Annotated in this window: 13 protein-coding genes; 12 read left to right on the forward strand and 1 reads right to left on the reverse strand. The window is 45.4% G+C overall.

Annotated elements, in window-relative coordinates; translation table 11 throughout:
• The first annotated feature begins 282 nt into the window (after positions 1-282).
• Positions 283-1,749 (forward strand): alpha/beta fold hydrolase, encoded by a 1,467-nt coding sequence (locus tag B3Q63_RS02110; RefSeq protein ID WP_296173179.1) that lies wholly within the window; start codon positions 283-285, stop codon positions 1,747-1,749.
• A 149-nt stretch (positions 1,750-1,898) separates the two neighbouring features.
• On the opposite strand, the gene B3Q63_RS02115 is transcribed toward B3Q63_RS02110, so the two are convergent.
• Positions 1,899-2,879: an Hsp33 family molecular chaperone HslO gene (locus tag B3Q63_RS02115; RefSeq protein WP_296173180.1), complete on the reverse strand. Its 981-nt coding sequence runs from the start codon at positions 2,877-2,879 to the stop codon at positions 1,899-1,901.
• Between the two features lie 408 nt (positions 2,880-3,287).
• Between B3Q63_RS02115 and B3Q63_RS02120 the strand changes: the two genes are divergently transcribed.
• From B3Q63_RS02120 to B3Q63_RS02170, 11 genes are all read left to right on the forward strand, one after another.
• On the forward strand, positions 3,288-4,271 hold the full coding sequence (locus B3Q63_RS02120) for a glutamate/aspartate ABC transporter substrate-binding protein (protein WP_296173181.1): 984 nt from the start codon (positions 3,288-3,290) through the stop codon (positions 4,269-4,271).
• 95 nt (positions 4,272-4,366) lie between these two features.
• Complete coding sequence (locus B3Q63_RS02125) at positions 4,367-5,113, forward strand: amino acid ABC transporter permease (RefSeq protein WP_183619867.1); 747 nt, start codon at positions 4,367-4,369, stop codon at positions 5,111-5,113.
• Positions 5,110-5,781: an ABC transporter permease subunit gene (locus B3Q63_RS02130; protein ID WP_296173192.1), complete on the forward strand. Its 672-nt coding sequence runs from the start codon at positions 5,110-5,112 to the stop codon at positions 5,779-5,781. Before B3Q63_RS02125 ends, B3Q63_RS02130 begins: the two co-directional genes overlap by 4 nt.
• A 194-nt stretch (positions 5,782-5,975) precedes the next feature.
• Positions 5,976-6,695 carry an amino acid ABC transporter ATP-binding protein gene (locus tag B3Q63_RS02135; RefSeq protein WP_296173347.1) on the forward strand — a complete coding sequence of 240 codons (720 nt, stop codon included), beginning with the start codon at positions 5,976-5,978 and terminating at the stop codon, positions 6,693-6,695.
• A 238-nt stretch (positions 6,696-6,933) separates the two neighbouring features.
• Complete coding sequence (locus B3Q63_RS02140; protein ID WP_296173194.1) at positions 6,934-8,166, forward strand: FAD-dependent oxidoreductase; 1,233 nt, start codon at positions 6,934-6,936, stop codon at positions 8,164-8,166.
• 330 nt (positions 8,167-8,496) lie between these two features.
• Positions 8,497-10,251: an AMP-binding protein gene (locus tag B3Q63_RS02145; RefSeq protein WP_296173196.1), complete on the forward strand. Its 1,755-nt coding sequence runs from the start codon at positions 8,497-8,499 to the stop codon at positions 10,249-10,251.
• A 144-nt stretch (positions 10,252-10,395) separates the two neighbouring features.
• Positions 10,396-12,006, forward strand: coding sequence for a carboxyl transferase domain-containing protein (locus B3Q63_RS02150; protein ID WP_173239127.1), 1,611 nt, complete (start codon positions 10,396-10,398; stop codon positions 12,004-12,006).
• Between the two features lie 145 nt (positions 12,007-12,151).
• The gene (locus tag B3Q63_RS02155; RefSeq protein ID WP_296173206.1) at positions 12,152-12,991 is read left to right on the forward strand and encodes an enoyl-CoA hydratase/isomerase family protein; all 840 of its coding nucleotides are present in this window, start codon (positions 12,152-12,154) and stop codon (positions 12,989-12,991) included.
• Between the two features lie 166 nt (positions 12,992-13,157).
• On the forward strand, positions 13,158-15,281 hold the full coding sequence (locus B3Q63_RS02160; RefSeq protein WP_296173207.1) for an acetyl-CoA carboxylase biotin carboxylase subunit: 2,124 nt from the start codon (positions 13,158-13,160) through the stop codon (positions 15,279-15,281).
• A 64-nt stretch (positions 15,282-15,345) separates the two neighbouring features.
• Positions 15,346-16,266: a hydroxymethylglutaryl-CoA lyase gene (locus B3Q63_RS02165; protein WP_296173208.1), complete on the forward strand. Its 921-nt coding sequence runs from the start codon at positions 15,346-15,348 to the stop codon at positions 16,264-16,266.
• A 79-nt stretch (positions 16,267-16,345) separates the two neighbouring features.
• Positions 16,346-17,533 (forward strand): isovaleryl-CoA dehydrogenase, encoded by a 1,188-nt coding sequence (locus tag B3Q63_RS02170; protein ID WP_296173210.1) that lies wholly within the window; start codon positions 16,346-16,348, stop codon positions 17,531-17,533.
• The last annotated feature ends 27 nt before the right edge of the window (positions 17,534-17,560 follow it).

The following is a 17,560-nucleotide window of genomic DNA, read 5'->3' on the forward strand; positions in this document are numbered from 1 at the left end:
GACAAAGCTCTTAATGCCAAAACTGCTAATCACTATTCACTATCAAAACCCCAAATACTATTTGGGGCTTTTTTATGTTAAAAATTGAGCATAATGATGATATATTTTTGCTTAGTAATAACCTAAAAAATGATAAATAAAATACAATAAATACCATCTATACTCATACGCTTGTAACCGCTATGACAATAAAGATACGGGATAGTTCAATCATTATCTTCTGTTTATGGCATTTACAGGCTAGTATGGCAAATCTCCTTAATTGCTTGATGTATCAAAACTATGCTCAAACCAAGACCTTTAGAAAGCATTCATGATTTATTTGCTACCACTCGGCGTCCCCCTGATGAATTGGATACTGACGAAGGTTTTCAAGGCGATGTCTATGAAGAGTTGGCGAAACTTGAATATATTTATGTCGATGAGCTAAGCGCAGAAACGGTCGATAACAGCTATAGCAAACCGCATCAGCCCATATCCTTGGTAGATTTCTTTGAAGGCTTGGCGCAGCTAGCTACGATGGGCGTGGTTGAAGTCACGGATATTGTAGAAGCTATCCACCGTGAGATATTATTGCGTCCTTTAGGGCGCTTTAATAAAGGCAATCTCGAGCACTGGCAGCGCGGTATCACCGGTCGCATTTATGGCACGGTACGTCAGGCGATGCAAATGGTCGGCAATAATATCGCCACAGGGATGCGGCTTTATAACACGGTTTTAAAGCCCAAAAAAATACAGCCGTTGCCGAAAAACTTACGCCGCGTGGTTAATATTTTAAACGGCGTCATGGGCGATCACCTTGTCACCCATCATAATCCATTGGCCGTGTCGATGGTGCTATATGATAAATACAATCGCGTGCAAAGCGATGCACTGTCAGGGCGGGTGATTGTTTTATGTCACGGGCTCTGTATGAGTCACTTGAGCTGGCAAGTAGCTGACGAGGGCAATCTGGCTGAAACGTTGAGTAGTAAGCTGCCAAACACGACGGTATTGTATTTGAATTACAATACCGGTCGACGTATCTCCAGTAACGGGCGTAGCTTTGCAAAAGTTTTGCAAGATTTGGTGGAGAATAATTCAGATATCACCCAGCTTGATTTAATCGGCCATAGCATGGGCGGTTTGCTGAGTCGTAGCGCGCTATTTTATGGTAAAGAACAAGGTTTTAGCTGGGTCGAACGCGTGGGCAATCTTATTACTTTAGGCTCGCCGCATCATGGCGCAAGCTTGGAGCAGATTGGTCATTTTGTTCAAGATAAAATCGCTAAATTGCCTTTCGCAGGCTCATTAGCCAAGTTAGGCGACTTACGCAGTGCAGGTATTATTGATTTACGTTACGGCAGTATTCGCGATGCGGACTGGAAATCAGCTGAAGGGCGCAGTGTGCTGCCGGCAGAATTTCGCCATCCGACGCGCTTGCCTTTGCATGTGAATACCTATCTGGTCGCGGCGGCTATGGTTGAGGTGCATTATAAATCTAAGACCACAAGCTTACTCGGTGATGGGCTGGTTTCGGTAGAATCGGCGCTTGGCGAGTATACCGAAGAGCATACGTTGAATGTGCCCGAGGGTCATAAGGCGATTTTTTATGGTGTCAACCATATGAACTTAATCTATAACGATAGGGTACATCAGCAAATCATTGCTTGGTTATTAGCTAACCGCCAAGGCGATGCGCATGAAGCGAAATATGCGCTTGAGGACCGTATTTACTCTTATCCAGAAATAGATGAAGTTGCGGATTAAGCATTTTTTAAATTTTTAATATCACCTTTAATAAGCCTAGAGCCGTAAATGTGGAATAGTAAAAAACAAAAACCCTCAAGCATGACACTTGAGGGTTTTTTTAATTAAGCAAAATCAAATACGCACAATCAAATAAATAGAACTAAAGACTACTCAGCGAAAATCGCCGCCACATCATCTTTATTAAATTTATAGACTTCACCGCAAAATCCGCAATCCATCTCAAAAGTACCGCCTTGCTCTGCAACGATATCTAAAACTTCAGTTTCGCCGATTTGCTCGATGGCCATTTCGCACTTCTCGCGTGAGCAGGTGCAGCCAAATGATAAAGACACAGGGTCAGGGGCAACGACTTTTTCTTCATTATATAAGCGATAAAGAATCTCGTTGGTATCAAGCGTGGTCAGCTCTTCTGCTTTCACCGTGCGCGTGAGCACACTTAAGCGCGTCCATAAATCATCATCGATACCGGCGTCTTGGTTTTGCTCGACTTCATAAGTTTCTTTAGCCGTACGAGGCAGCATTTGTACCAAGATACCGCCCGCTTGCAAACCATCAGAGGCTAAGTTAATCAGCGTTGGAATCTGCGCCGATTGCTTTTGGTAATGCGCCAAGCAGTCCGCCAAATTATCATGGCTACGCTCAACGATACCTTGATACGGCTCGCCGCCATCAGGTTGAATATTGATAAACAATACGCCTTGACCAGCAGCACCCAATTCCGCAAACGCTTCTTTGGCGTGCCGCATATTTTCCCATGCTTGCACTTGCTCGTCAGTGTCGCCTTTCCAACTGGCAAGGGCACGGATGATACCGTCTTGGTCACATTCTGCCATCGCCCAATTCAGCAAGCTGTCGCTGTCTGATGACTGCAACTGAATCGATAAGCGACCATTGATTTTAACGGTACTGATTAGCAAACTTGCTGCCGTTAGCATCTCACCCAATAAGCGCTTAATCGCTTCAGGGTAAGGCTTTTGCGCAATCGTCGTCGCATAACTGCGTGATAGGCGCACCACATCGCCGCGCACCGGTGAATCTTCGATAAAAAAGCGTTGGCGTACGTCGTTATCATGATGCTGAACAACCGCTTGGCTCTCAGTATTTGGGGCTTGAGTATCTTGTGTCATAGGTCATAGGTAGTATTAAGAAGTTGTTAGCTTTATGGGGATTGATCATGATTTATCAATCACAGCGCTTAGATTGCTTGCTGATTTTAAGTTATTTATTAAAAATAAAGGCTCGTATTCAGCGCTTAAATAGCCTGTAGTATTTTCTACGCTTATGGTGGTTTTATTGGCTATCTATTAAGATAGATAAGCTTAAGTATTTTGCAAGTCGCCCTTATTAAAAAAAGTTTACCCCCACCGCTCAAATTGTTGTACAGTAACATTAAGTTGCACAGTGATAAATAACAGCAACAGCATGGATGCATGGCGGAAAAGTTATTTAATGACCAACATAAAGTCGAGCAATGGCTTACACAACGCCAAAGTCCCCTCTTAATTTTGTGATAATGTGATAAAAGGATGTATCTCATGACCTACTTAATCTCTAAACCCTTAACTTTGGCTGCCTTTATGGCACTTGGTTTGGCGGGTTGTAATAATAGCAATCAAACCAACACTGAAGCGACGCCAGCAGATGGGGCGACTACGACAGAAGCGGCAGCAAATGCCAACGGCACGCTACAAAAAATCAAAGATTCAGGCACTATCGTGGTCGGTCACCGTGATTCTTCTATTCCGTTCTCTTACATCGCTGATGACCCAAATCAGCCGATTGGCTACGCCCATGATTTAGAGATGAAAGTGGTTGAAGCGGTAAAAGAAAAACTGAATATGCCTGATCTAAAAATTCGTTATAACCTGATCACCTCGCAAACTCGTATTCCTTTGGTACAAAACGGCACGGTCGACTTTGAATGTGGTTCAACGACCAATAACGAAGAGCGTCAAAAACAAGTGGCCTTCTCAAACGGCTTCTTTGAAATTGGCACGCGTTTATTGACCAAAAAAGACTCAGGCATCCAAGACTTTGAAGACCTAAAAGGTAAAACCTTGGTCACTACCGCCGGTACGACCTCAGAGCGTTACATCCGTCAGTACAATGATGATAAGAAAATGAATACCAATATCATCTCAGCAAAAGACCATGGCGAAGGCTTCTTGATGCTAGAGAATGGTCGCGCTGATGCCTTTATGATGGATGATGTCTTGCTTGCGGGCGAAAAAGCCAAAGCAAAAAATCCTGATGACTGGGTTATCGTTGGTACACCGCAATCATTTGAGATTTATGGTTGTATGATGCGTAAAGACGACCCTGAATTTAAAGCGGTGGTCGATGAAGCGCTCGCCAATGTCTTTAGCTCAGGCGAGATTAATAGCATTTATGACAAATGGTTCTTAAACCCAATCCCACCAAAAAATGTCAATCTAAACTTTGAGATGTCAGACAATCTAAAAGCCTTGATTGCCAATCCACATGATAGCGCTCAGCCAAAAGTCGCGACAGCACAGTAATTATTGTCCCTCAACATAGCTTGCTTACGCGCTCAGATTGACAGCAATGTCAATCGGGCGCGTTAGCTTTTCAATCGCTGCTTGGAGAGACAATCATGAATTATAGCTGGAACTGGGGTGTGCTCTTTGAGCAGACCGGTATCGGTAACGAGCTTTATATCCATTGGATGATTACGGGTCTTGGCTGGCTGTTATTGATTGGCAGTATTGCTTGGGCTATTGCCATGGTCGTTGGTACTATTTTTGGTATCATGCGCACCTTGCCGAATAAGGCTGCCCGTAGCATCGGTACCGCCTATGTGACGTTTTTTCGTAATATTCCACTTCTCGTACAATTATTCTTTTGGTTTTATATTGCCCCCGGTTGGCTGACGCCCGCGATACAGGACTGGTGGTATAAAGACTTATCTCCCAATACCTCAGCCATGCTGTCAGCAAGTATAGGTCTAGGTTTATTTACCGCGGCTCGTATCGTCGAGCAAGTGCGTACTGGTATTGAATCATTACCAGAAGGACAGGTCAATGCGGCTTATGCGCTTGGTTTTACGATTCCGCAGGCTTATAAAGAAGTGCTATTACCGCAAGCGTTTCGAATTATCCTACCACCGCTGAGCTCGGAGCTGACCAACTGCTTTAAAAATGCTTCAGTAGCATCCCTCGTTGGGGTAATGGAGCTGATTAGCCAAACCAAAACCATCAGTGAATATACCCAAAACAGCCTCGAGATTTATACTTATGCGACCATTATTTATCTGGTCTTCAATCTGTCCTTGATTGCTATTATGGGTTTGATAGAACGTAAATTACGTGTGCCCGGGCTGATTGCAGGAGGTCAAAAATGAACATGATGACCGAACTTGCAACGGCGTATCCCGGTTTGATGGGCGGCATGCTGACCACTTTAAAGGTATTGTTTCTCGCTATTTTAGGTGGCATCAGCTTAGGAACGGTACTGGCCTTGATGCGTCTATCGGGTATCAAAGCGCTAGAAATTCCTGCCAAACTATACGTTAACTACTTCCGCTCAGTACCGTTACTATTGGTGCTGCTATGGTTTTATTTTGCCGTACCGATGATTTATTTTTGGATAGCGGGTAAGTATCTGCAATTCGATACCGCGTTTACCTCGTGTGTCGTCGCCTTTATGATGTTTGAGGCCGCGTACTTCTCAGAGGTGGTGCGGGCTGGTATTCAATCGATTGGTAGCGGGCAGGTTAATGCGGCGAAAGCGCTTGGCATGACTTATGGGCAAACGATGCGTTTGGTTATCTTGCCGCAAGCCTTTCGTAAAATGCTACCGCTGATTTTGCAGCAATGTATTATTTTATTCCAAGATACGACGTTGGTATTTGCCATTGGCTTGACCGATTTCTTCCGTGCCGCTTACGTCCGTGGTGAGCTGATGGGGCTATTAACACCTTATATTTTGGGTGCAGGGGCTATTTATTTTATCATCAGCTTAAGTGCCTCTATCGGCGTGCAACAACTGCAAAAACGCCTCAGGTTTTAAGGTGAATTTAACGCAGTATTTTAAGATTAAGACTTTAATTTAATAAATATTATCGAAAGTAATGTGGTTAGGAGCCAGTGATGAATGAGCCAGTGATGAATGAGCCAGTGGTAAATAATGCTGACACGTATTTGAATAAATTTGGCGGACTGGTCACTGATAATGGGCATGCGAGCGATGAGATAGTCATTGAGATGTCTAATGTCAGTAAATGGTATGGTGACTTTCAGGTGCTTACTGACTGTAGCGCTCATGTGCATAAAGGTGATGTGGTGGTGGTTTGTGGCCCGTCGGGTAGTGGTAAATCTACTTTGATAAAAACCGTCAATGGGCTCGAGCCGTTTCAAAAAGGCAATATCATGGTCAATGGTATCTCGGTTGGCGCATCAAAGACCAATTTACCCAAATTGCGCAGCAGTGTCGGGATGGTATTCCAGCATTTTGAGTTATTTCCGCATTTGACCATTATTGATAATCTGATGGTGGCACAAATCAAAGTATTGGGCCGCAAAGAAGACGAAGCTAAGAAAAAAGCCATGGCGTATCTCGACCGCGTTGGGCTGACGGTACAAGCGGCAAAATATCCCGCTGAATTGTCCGGTGGTCAGCAGCAGCGTGTGGCTATTGCGCGTGCTTTGGCGATGGATCCAATAGCGATGCTGTTTGACGAGCCAACCTCCGCGCTTGACCCAGAGATGATTCAAGAAGTGCTTGACGTGATGGTTGAGCTGACCCGTGATGGCATGACCATGATGTGCGTGACCCATGAAATGGGCTTTGCCAGTCAGGTTGCCAATCGGATTATCTTTATGGATGAAGGTCATATCGTCGAAAACTGCAGTAAAGATGAGTTTTTTGAAGGCGCAAAAAGTGACCGCGCGCAGATGTTTTTATCTAAAATTCTCAATCATTAAAGATATTATTAAAAATATCATTCAGATTTATATCATCCAAAGCGTCTATTTATAGGCGCTTTTTTATGCCTGTAACATATCTTATATTGATATATTCGATGATGATGTTGATGCAAATGACTACATTAGCGGCTACCTAGCTACATACTGGAATAGGTGAGTGAATGGCTGTTTACTGATACAATAACGGTCAATATGTTAAAAATTAAAATAATTCATAAATAATATTGGAGCTAATATGAGTGCAGAAAATCCAACAGTAGCGGCAAGCAACGCCTCTAAAGGTATTGTGATTATTGGTGCAGGCTTGGCAGGATGGCACGTGATTGATGCTATTCGTGCAAAGGATAAAGACATTCCGATTACCTTAATCACCTCTGATAATGGCGATCGTTATCATAAACCTATGCTAACGATGGCAATTAGCCAACAGAAAAGCGCAGCCGATTTGGTGCGGGCAACGGGTAGCGATGCCGCAGAGGCGGCGAATATTACCTTACTTGCCAATACGCAAGTGACGGATATCGACGCTACTGCTCAAACCATACAGCTTATTTCGGCGCTGCGCTCAGACCCTGTTTATACCAATTACGCCACTATCAGCTATGAGAAATTGGTACTGGCGATGGGTGCGCATCCTATCTTTCCATCGAGCTTACCAGAGGATTTGGTTTGGCATGTCAACCATATCGAGCGCTTTGGACAATTACAAAAGAAGCTCGCAGCTGGCAGTCAGCATGTTGCCATCGTTGGTGCTGGTATGGTTGGAACGGAAATTGCCGAAGATTTATTAAAAGCCGGTCATAACGTTACTTTGATTGATTTAAATGACGCGCCGCTATCGCAAATGCTGCCGCCACAAGCGACAGCTCGTATTGCCAAAGCAGTGCAGTCGCAGGGCATTAACTTTTTAGGCGGTTATCAAGTATCTAATGTCACACGTGATAATGACGGTAAGCTGCAAGTCAGCTATGAGCCGGTCGCAGCAGCTACCGACAGTGATACGGCTCAGACTCTTGAACCACTAATCGTTGACCATGTGATTGCCAGTACGGGCTTGACCGTTGATGATAAATTGCCAGCAGCTGCTGGGGTTGAGTTCAATCGCCGCACCGGTATCGTAGTCGATGCGCCAACGCTGCGTACCAATACTGATAATATCTATGCGATTGGTGACTGCATGTCTATCAATGGCGTCGCCTGCCGTTATGTCGCGCCACTGCGCGCGCAGGCAGCAACGATTGCTGATGATATCTTGGGTCACGAGCACGGCGGCTATGAGCATAAGCCGCCGATGATTCGCTTAAAAAATAAAGCGATATCGGTGATGGCAACGGGCGTACCGCAAGCTGCTGGTAACTGGCAAGTAATCACTGAAACTGATGACGAGCTTATTATGGAATTGCTTGATGAGAATAATGCAGTCAGCGCGACGGTGACGATTAAAGCGCCGCCAATTGTTAAAGCCTAATCGTTAGCGGGCTAAATATTATCTAAATCTAGAATTTGTAGTCTAATTCTAATAATAGATTTAAAAATTAACTCTCATCAAAAAACCAGTTATGCAGCAAATGCATAACTGGCTTTTTTGGGTCAAATATTTGTCATGCTTTTATGCTATCTTTTACTGAGTAATTATTTTTCGTAACTAATTAAATGATACATATTGTATTACTATTATTGACAGCCTTCGATTTAAGGCGGTATAGTAGCTAACGCTCGTCAAGACCTGTTCAAGGAACAATGAATGGGTGACAGGCGACTCATTAGCACCATAAAAAGTAAAACGAAAGGACTCGTTATGACTCAAGTTTCTGACTTCGATACCATTCTAAATAATATCCCCAGTATCAATATGGGCGCGCGCTCAGCAAATGCGCCACTTACCCAAAGCTATGATAAAGGTCCTGATGTGCCGCTGATTGAGGCAACCATTGGTGATTTCTTTGATGCGATTGTATCCAAATATCCTGAGCGCGAAGCACTGGTTGTACGCCATCAAAATATCCGCTGGACGTATCGTGAGCTACAACAGCATGTCAATCAGCTGGCTAGTAGCATGATTGAGATGGGACTCGAGATTGGTGATCGCATCGGTATCTGGTCGCACAACAATGCTGAATGGCTTTTGATGCAACTAGCGACGGCGAAAGTCGGCGTTATCCTCGTCAATATCAATCCTGCCTATCGTACCTTTGAGCTGCAATATGCTTTAAATAAACTTGGCTGCTCGGCATTGGTATTGATGCGCCATTTCAAAAGCAGTGATTATGCCAGCTTAATTCGTGAGCTGTGTCCTGAGATTTATCATAAAGATTATACCCAGCTTGATTTGGTCGAGATTCCAACCATTGAACGCATCATTTGGATTGATGAGCCAGACTCTGATGAAGAGTTTGGTTTTATGCAGAAGTTCTCTGCTTGGATGGCGGAAGGCGATGCCAATGATCCACGTGTTACTGAGCGTCAAGCCCAGCTTAAAAACACCGATGCGATTAACGTCCAATTTACCAGTGGCACGACAGGGACGCCAAAAGGCGCAACCTTAAGCCATCGCAATATCCTCAATAACGGCTACTTTATCGGTGAGGCCATGAATCTCACTGAGGAAGACAGACTGTGTATTCCAGTACCGCTATACCATTGCTTCGGTATGGTGCTCGGCAACTTAGCGATTCTGACGCATGGCGGTTGTATCGTCTATCCGAACGATGGTTTTGAGCCATTGTCAGTCCTGCAAGCCGTCGAAGAAGAAAAATGTACTGGTCTGCATGGCGTGCCAACGATGTTTATCGCCGAGCTTGACCACCCTGAATTCGAAAACTTTGATTTATCGACCTTGCGTACTGGCATTATGGCCGGCTCTAGCTGTCCGATTGAAGTGATGCGCCGTGTCATTGATAAGATGCATATGAGTGAGGTCACCATTGCTTATGGTATGACCGAGACCAGTCCCGTTTCTTGCCAGACCAATGAGCATACGCCGCTTGAGAAGCAAGTATCGACCGTTGGTTTGGTGCAGCCTGCGCTTGAAGTCAAGGTCGTCGATACCGAAACGGGCGAGATTGTACCCTTAGGTGAAACTGGCGAGCTACTGACCCGTGGTTATTCAGTGATGAAAGGCTATTGGGGCAGCCGCTTTAAAACCCGCGAAGCCATTCAAGATGGCTGGATGCATACCGGTGATTTGGCCACCATGGATGAAGATGGTTATGTCAAAATCGTTGGTCGTAGTAAAGACATGGTGATTCGTGGCGGTGAAAATATTTATCCAGTTGAGATTGAAAACTATCTATATCGCCATCCAAAAATTCGTGATGTGCAAATCGTTGGTATCCCAGATAAGCGTTATGGTGAGGTGCTTGCGGCATGGATTATTCCTAAAGAGCCAGGTTGCCTGACTGAAGAAGAAGTGCGCCAGTTTTGTAGCGAGCATATCGCTCATTATAAAGTGCCGACCTACTATCGCTTCGTGACCGAATACCCGATGACCATCACTGGCAAAATTCAAAAATATAAAATTATCGAACAGATGAAAGAAGAGCTAGGCTTATAGTAAGCTTACTTGTCAGCTATGAAATAACCAGACCTGAAAATCACGGATTAATCATGTGAGTAACGCTTAAAATAAACAACAGTTAAAATAACTCGCATAACATAAAAAGCTACTCGCATTTACGTATAAAAGAAAAGGGATATCATGAGCGCTATCATAACCAGTAAACTGAGTCCAAACGCTGCTGAATTTCAGCAAAACAGTGCCGCCATGCAAGCGGTAGTCGATGACCTATATGTGCACTTGCGTAAAGTCGTTCAAGGCGGATCAGAGCGTGCGCGAGCTAAGCATCTAGCACGTGGTAAGCTACTGCCTCGTGAGCGTGTCGAGCGTTTGCTTGATGTCGGCACGCCATTTTTAGAAGTGGCTCCGATGGCGGCGCACGATATGTATGGCGAAGAGATTCCCGCGGCTGGCGTGATTGCGGGTATCGGCCGTATTAACGGCACTGAGTGTATGATTGTCTGTAATGATGCCACGGTAAAAGGCGGCACTTACTACCCAATGACGGTCAGAAAACACCTACGTGCACAAGAAATTGCGCAAGAAAACAACTTGCCTTGTGTATATTTGGTGGATTCAGGCGGCGCTAACTTACCCAACCAAGATGACGTGTTCCCAGATAAAGAGCACTTCGGGCGCATCTTTTTTAATCAAGCCAATATGAGTGCTGCAGGTATTCCACAGATTGCCGTAGTTATGGGCAGCTGTACGGCGGGCGGTGCTTATGTGCCAGCGATGAGTGATGAGTCGATTATCGTCAAAGACCAAGGAACCATCTTTTTAGGTGGCCCGCCACTCGTAAAGGCAGCAACCGGCGAAGAGGTCACCGCTGAAGATTTGGGCGGTGGCGATGTGCATACGCGTCTGTCAGGGGTGGTCGATCATTTGGCGCAAAACGATACTCACGCGTTATCGATTGCGCGTAATATCGTCAGTCATCTCAATCGTCCTGCCAAGCAAATTCCGAATCAAATCAAGCCGCTTCCACCACGCTATGATGCCAAAGAGCTATACGGCGTCATTCCAACCGATAAGCGCAAACCCTTTGATATCAAAGAAATCATCGCTCGTATCGTCGATGACAGTGCCTTTGATGAATTCAAAGCACGTTTTGGTACGACACTGGTTTGTGGTTTTGCTCATATCGAAGGTATGCCAGTTGGCATCATCGCCAACAACGGGATTCTTTTTAGTGAGTCGGCGCAAAAAGGCACGCATTTCATTGAGCTGTGTTGTAAGCGTAAAATCCCATTAATATTCCTGCAAAACATCACTGGCTTTATGGTCGGGCGTAAATATGAAAACGAAGGGATTGCCCGTCATGGCGCCAAGATGGTGATGGCAGTGGCCAACGCGAAAGTACCGAAGTTTACAGTCATTGTCGGTGGCTCATTCGGTGCTGGTAACTACGGCATGTGTGGCCGTGCTTATAGTCCACGTTTCTTATGGATGTGGCCAAATGCGCGCATCTCGGTGATGGGCGGTGAGCAAGCAGCTTCCGTACTCGCAACCGTCAAGCGTGACAACTTCGACCGTAAAGGCGAGGAATGGAGTGCGGAAGATGAGGCCGCATTTAAAGCGCCGATTCTTGATATGTACGAAGAGCAAGGTCATCCATATTATGCAACGGCGCGTCTCTGGGATGACGGGGTGATTGACCCTGCCGATACCCGTAATGTACTGGCATTAGCGCTTAGTGCGGCTCACAACGCACCGATTGAAGAAACAAGTTTTGGTGTATTTAGAATGTAAGGGTTTTAAGGTCTGCCCATAATAATTTACTACTGCGTCATCCTCATTTGAAGTACGATTTGTACATCTGCATTCGGTTTCCTTGTATTAATATTATTATGGATTGACTGAAAGTTTGATTAAATACCTATAGAAAGATACCTACATGAAAAATATAGAGAAAGTTATGAAAAAAGACAGTGATAAAAAGTCTGATAATTATAAAAGCCTATTGGTCGATATCGATCAGCACAAGGCTACAGTGACGTTAAATCGCCCTGAGATACGTAATGCTTTTAATGACGAAATGATTGCTGAGCTGACGGAAGTTTTCACCACGCTTGGTAATGATGAGCAAGTACGCGTTATCGTGCTAGCGGCTGCTGGTAAAGCGTTCTGTGCTGGCGCGGATCTTAACTGGATGCGCGCGATGGCAGATTATAGCTATGAAGAAAACCTAGCCGATGCGGATAAGCTCGCGCAAATGCTTAAGACCATTTATGAGTGTCCTAAGCCAACGGTTGCTGCTATTCAAGGCGATGTCTATGCAGGTGGCATGGGTTTGGTCGCTGTTTGTGATGTGGCTATCGCCGTTAAGATTGCCAATTTTTGCTTGAGTGAAGTCCGTTTAGGGTTAGCTCCTGCAACGATTAGTCCTTATGTGATAAAGGCATTGGGCGCACGAGCTTCGCAGCGCTATTTTTTAAGTGCGGAAGTATTCGATGCTAAAAAGGCGCGTCAGTTGGGCTTTATCCATGAACGCGTCAGCGAAGAATCGCTTGACGATGCCGTTGCTGCGTTTTGCGATAAAGTGGTCAAAAACAGCCCTGATGCGGTTAAGACCTGTAAACGATTATTACATGAAATAGCGGGCGCGCCCATTATTGATGATTTGATTGCCGATACGGTAAAAGGCATCGCTGATATTCGTTCATCAGAGCAAGGTAAGGAAGGGGTGCAAGCTTTTTTACAGAAGCGCAAGCCTGATTGGCTGACAACAGATTAATAATAGAAAAGATTTTCAGTCAATTGATGATAAATGAACAGCAGATGCCATTTTTTTTTAAACAGTCACACGTCAACATCAGCCTAGATTTTATTATTTATCATCATTTATTAATGTCACAAACGAATGCTAAAAACGATAAAAACGACAAGACACAGGGATAGTTATGTTTTCTAAAATTCTAATCGCCAACCGTGGTGAAATTGCCTGCCGTGTTGCAGCCACTGCCAAGCGTCTGGGTGTAAATACCGTCGCTGTTTATTCTGATGCTGACCGTGAAGCTAAGCATGTGGCTGTCTGTGATGAAGCGGTTTATTTGGGTGGTTCCGCGCCCAAAGACAGCTATCTTAAAGGCGATGCTATCATTGCGATTGCTAAAGAGACTGGTGCAGAAGCGATTCACCCAGGTTATGGTTTTTTAAGTGAAAACGCGGATTTTGCGCAAGCCTGTCAGGATGCTGGCCTGGTTTTTATTGGTCCATCAGCAGACGCTATTCGCGCGATGGGCGGCAAGTCTGAATCCAAGCGTTTGATGGAAGCCGCTGGCGTGCCACTGATACCGGGTTATCATGGTGACAATCAAGATGCCGAGTTTTTAAAGCAGCAAGCAGATAGCATTGGCTATCCTGTGCTGATTAAAGCCAGTGCGGGTGGCGGCGGTAAAGGCATGCGTATCGTTGAGCAGAGCAGCGATTTTATTGACCTACTAGACTCCTGTCGCCGCGAAGCCATTACCAGTTTTGGCAATGACCAAGTATTGATTGAAAAGTACGCGCTAAAACCACGCCATATCGAAATTCAAGTATTTGGTGATACGCATGGCAACTATGTGCATCTGTTTGAGCGTGATTGCTCGGTACAACGTCGCCATCAAAAAGTATTAGAGGAAGCGCCGGCTCCCGGTGTTGATGCCACCATGCGTGAGGCGATGGGGACAGCAGCTATTGAAGCGGCGCGTGCGGTCAATTATTTCGGTGCAGGCACGGTTGAATTTATCGTTGAGCAGCGCGAAGGCTCTATGGATTTTTATTTCATGGAGATGAATACCCGTCTGCAAGTTGAGCATCCGGTTAGTGAAGCCATTACGGGTGTCGATTTGGTCGAGTGGCAACTCTTGGTCGCCGCGGGTCAGCCATTACCTAAGAAGCAATATGAGCTGACGATCAATGGTCATGCGATTGAAGCGCGTATCTGTGCAGAAAACCCTGACAATGGCTTTTTGCCAGCGACAGGTACTTTATTTACTTATCAAAAGCCTGAGCATAGCACCTTTGTTATTAATAAAAGCGGTACCGATGTACGTATCGATGATGGGGTACGCGAGGGCGATGTGATTAGTCCGTTCTACGATTCTATGATTGCTAAGCTTATCGTTCATGCGCCCACTCGCGAGCAAGCATTGGCGAAACTTGATCGCGCATTGGGACAAACGCGTATCGTTGGCTTGCCGACTAACATAGCGTTTTTGCGCTACATTCTTAATACCGAGTCATTTAGTCAAGCCAATCTCGATACCGCATTGATAGAGCGTGAGGCGGACGAGCTGTTTAATCAGCATCCGCTGCAGTTATCGACGCTTGCTGTTACTGCTATCGCGCAGCAGCTTGCCAGTGAAGGGATTGCACAAGATACAGATGCAGATCCGTTTAGTAAGCCTACTGGTTTCCGTGCTTATAACGCTTATGTAAGATCGTTTAGCTTGGTTTATGATGAGCAAGCTTATAGCGCCCGTATTAGCAATTGGCATAATGCCCATTATTCTGATAGTAAAAAGGGTGCTGGAAATACCAGCAGCTTTACGTTGGTCATTGAAAAAGAAATCGCTACCACTCAGGATAATAGCAATATCAATGTAGCTGCTGAGTTGGAAACTGTTTATGAAGGTGAAGTCAGCTACGCTAGCAGTGACGCACACAATCATACTTTATGGTTAGATGGCGCACGTACTAACGCCCAGAGCTGGGTACATAATGAGACCGTTTATGTGTTCACAGATAGCGGTCGGGACGAGATTACGCTGATTGATATCATGGCGCATGTGGGAGAAGAGTCTGCAGCGGTCGGTAGTTTGAAGTCACCAATGCCAGGACAGGTCGTCGCCTTTAAAGTGGCTGTCGGCGATAGCGTGAAGAAAGGCGAGCCACTTGCCGTTATCGAAGCGATGAAAATTGAACATACCATTACCGCGCCGACTGATGGTGTGGTAGCAGAGTTATTATTTGCGGCGGGCGACTCGGTTGCTGATGGTGATGAGTTACTGCGTATTGACACAGTAGCTAGCGAAGCATAAGGACTGAAGTATAAGAACTGAAGTATAAGAACTGAAGCATAAGAACAATGAAAGGATAATAACCATGAGCCATTCGTATCCAGAGCACGTCACCATCGTTGATGTCAGTCCACGTGATGGCTTGCAAAATGAAGCAATGACGGTACCGACTGCGGTTAAACAAAGGCTGATCAACGATTTAATCGCAGCAGGCGTCAAAAAGCTTGAGGCGACCAGCTTTGTCTCGCCAAAGTGGGTGCCACAAATGGGCGACAATAGCGCACTGCTCGAAGCTTTAGAGCCCACACGCCATGCCGATGTTTGTTATTCGGTACTCGTGCCAAATATGCGCGGTTTTGAAAATGCCATCGTACACCGTCCTGATGAAATCGTAATTTTTGGCTCAGCCAGTGAAACCTTTAGTCAAAAAAACATCAATTGCAGTATCGATGAAAGTATTGAGCGTTTTGCACCCGTTGCCGCTGCTGCAAAAGAGCAGGGCATAAAGGTACGCGGCGTTATCTCTTGCACGGTCGGCTGTCCTTATGAAGGCGAGATTGATCCCAGCCAAGTGGCTTATGTCACTAAGCGTTTGGTTGAGATTGGTTCAGAGCAAATTGGTATTGCTGATACGATTGGTGTTGGTACGCCGCTGAAAGTGCAGCGCGCGCTACAAGCCGCACTGGAATACGCTGATATCAGCATGCTATCAGGACATTTTCATGATACCTATGGTCAAGCAGTCAGTAATACCTTGGCCGCCTTGCAGATGGGCGTCAGTGAATTTGATACTTCAGTGGCTGGGCTTGGCGGTTGCCCGTATGCCAAAGGCGCAACGGGTAATGTCGCAACTGAAGACGTAGTCTATATGCTGCACGGTATGGGTATTAGCACTGGTATTGACTTGGATAAACTGGTCGTCGCTGGCGAGCGTATTAGTGAATTCTTGGGTCGTCGTAATGGGTCAAGCGTGGCGCGTGCGTTGATTAATAAGCGTCAGTCCTAATTAAATGCGCTGAAAATATAATGGCTTTAAAAATAAATTAACATTTAATATTTAAAACATCAAAATACAAGGAATAGTTATGAGTTTACCTGGATTGAATTTTCAGCTTGGCGAAGATATCGACGCATTACGTGATGTGGTGCAGCAGTTTGCAGCGAAAGAAATTGCCCCGCGTGCGGCTGAGATTGACAGTAGCGATGAGTTCCCAATGGATTTGTGGCAAAAGATGGGTGATTTAGGTTTGCATGGCATTACTGTTCCTGAAGAGTACGGCGGCTCTAACATGGGCTATGTCGCTCATATGGTCGCAATGGAAGAGATTAGCCGTGCTTCTGCTTCCGTAGCGCTGAGCTATGGTGCGCACTCAAACCTATGTATCAACCAAATAAAACGTAATGGCTCAGAGGAACAAAAGCAAAAGTATCTGCCAAAACTCATTAGCGGTGAATTCATCGGTGCGCTGGCGATGAGTGAAACCGGCGCTGGCTCAGATGTGGTTAGTATGAAGCTAAAAGCCGAAGAAAAAGACGGTAGCTACATTCTAAACGGTAGCAAAATGTGGATTACCAATGGTCCTGATGCTGATGTAATGGTGGTTTATGCTAAAACCAATCCAGAGCTAGGTGCTAAAGGCATGACCGCTTTTATCGTTGAAAAAGGCATGGAAGGTTTTGGTACGGCACAAAAGCTAGACAAACTCGGCATGCGCGGTAGCCATACGGGCGAGATGACCTTTAATAACGTTGAAGTCCCTAAAGAGAATATCTTAGGCGGCCTCAACGAAGGCGTTAAGGTACTGATGAGCGGTCTTGATTATGAGCGCGCAGTATTAGCCGCTGGTCCTATCGGTATCATGCAAGCGGTAATGGACAATGTTGTTCCGTACATTCATGATCGCAAGCAGTTTGGTCAAGCGATTGGTGAGTTCCAACTCATCCAAGGTAAAGTTGCAGATATGTATACCATCCTGCAAGCGGGGCGCAGTTTCTTATATACCGTCGGCAAGAATTTGGATATGCTCGATCAACGCGGTGCTGGTCATAGTAGAGAAGTACGCAAAGATTGCGCCAGTGTGATTTTATGGTGTGCCGAAAAAGCCACTTGGATGGCAGGTGAAGGCATTCAAATATTTGGTGGTAATGGCTATACCAATGAGTATCCGCTAGGTCGTTTCTGGCGTGATGCTAAGCTCTATGAAATCGGCGCGGGTACCAGTGAGATTCGCCGTATGCTAGTTGGTCGTGAGCTGTTTAACGAGACTAAGTAAAAATTATTGAATGTTCGTTAGATATTA

Source organism: Psychrobacter sp. UBA2769, assembly GCF_002352555.1.
In the GTDB taxonomy this organism is placed as follows: Bacteria; Pseudomonadota; Gammaproteobacteria; order Pseudomonadales; family Moraxellaceae; genus Psychrobacter; species Psychrobacter maritimus.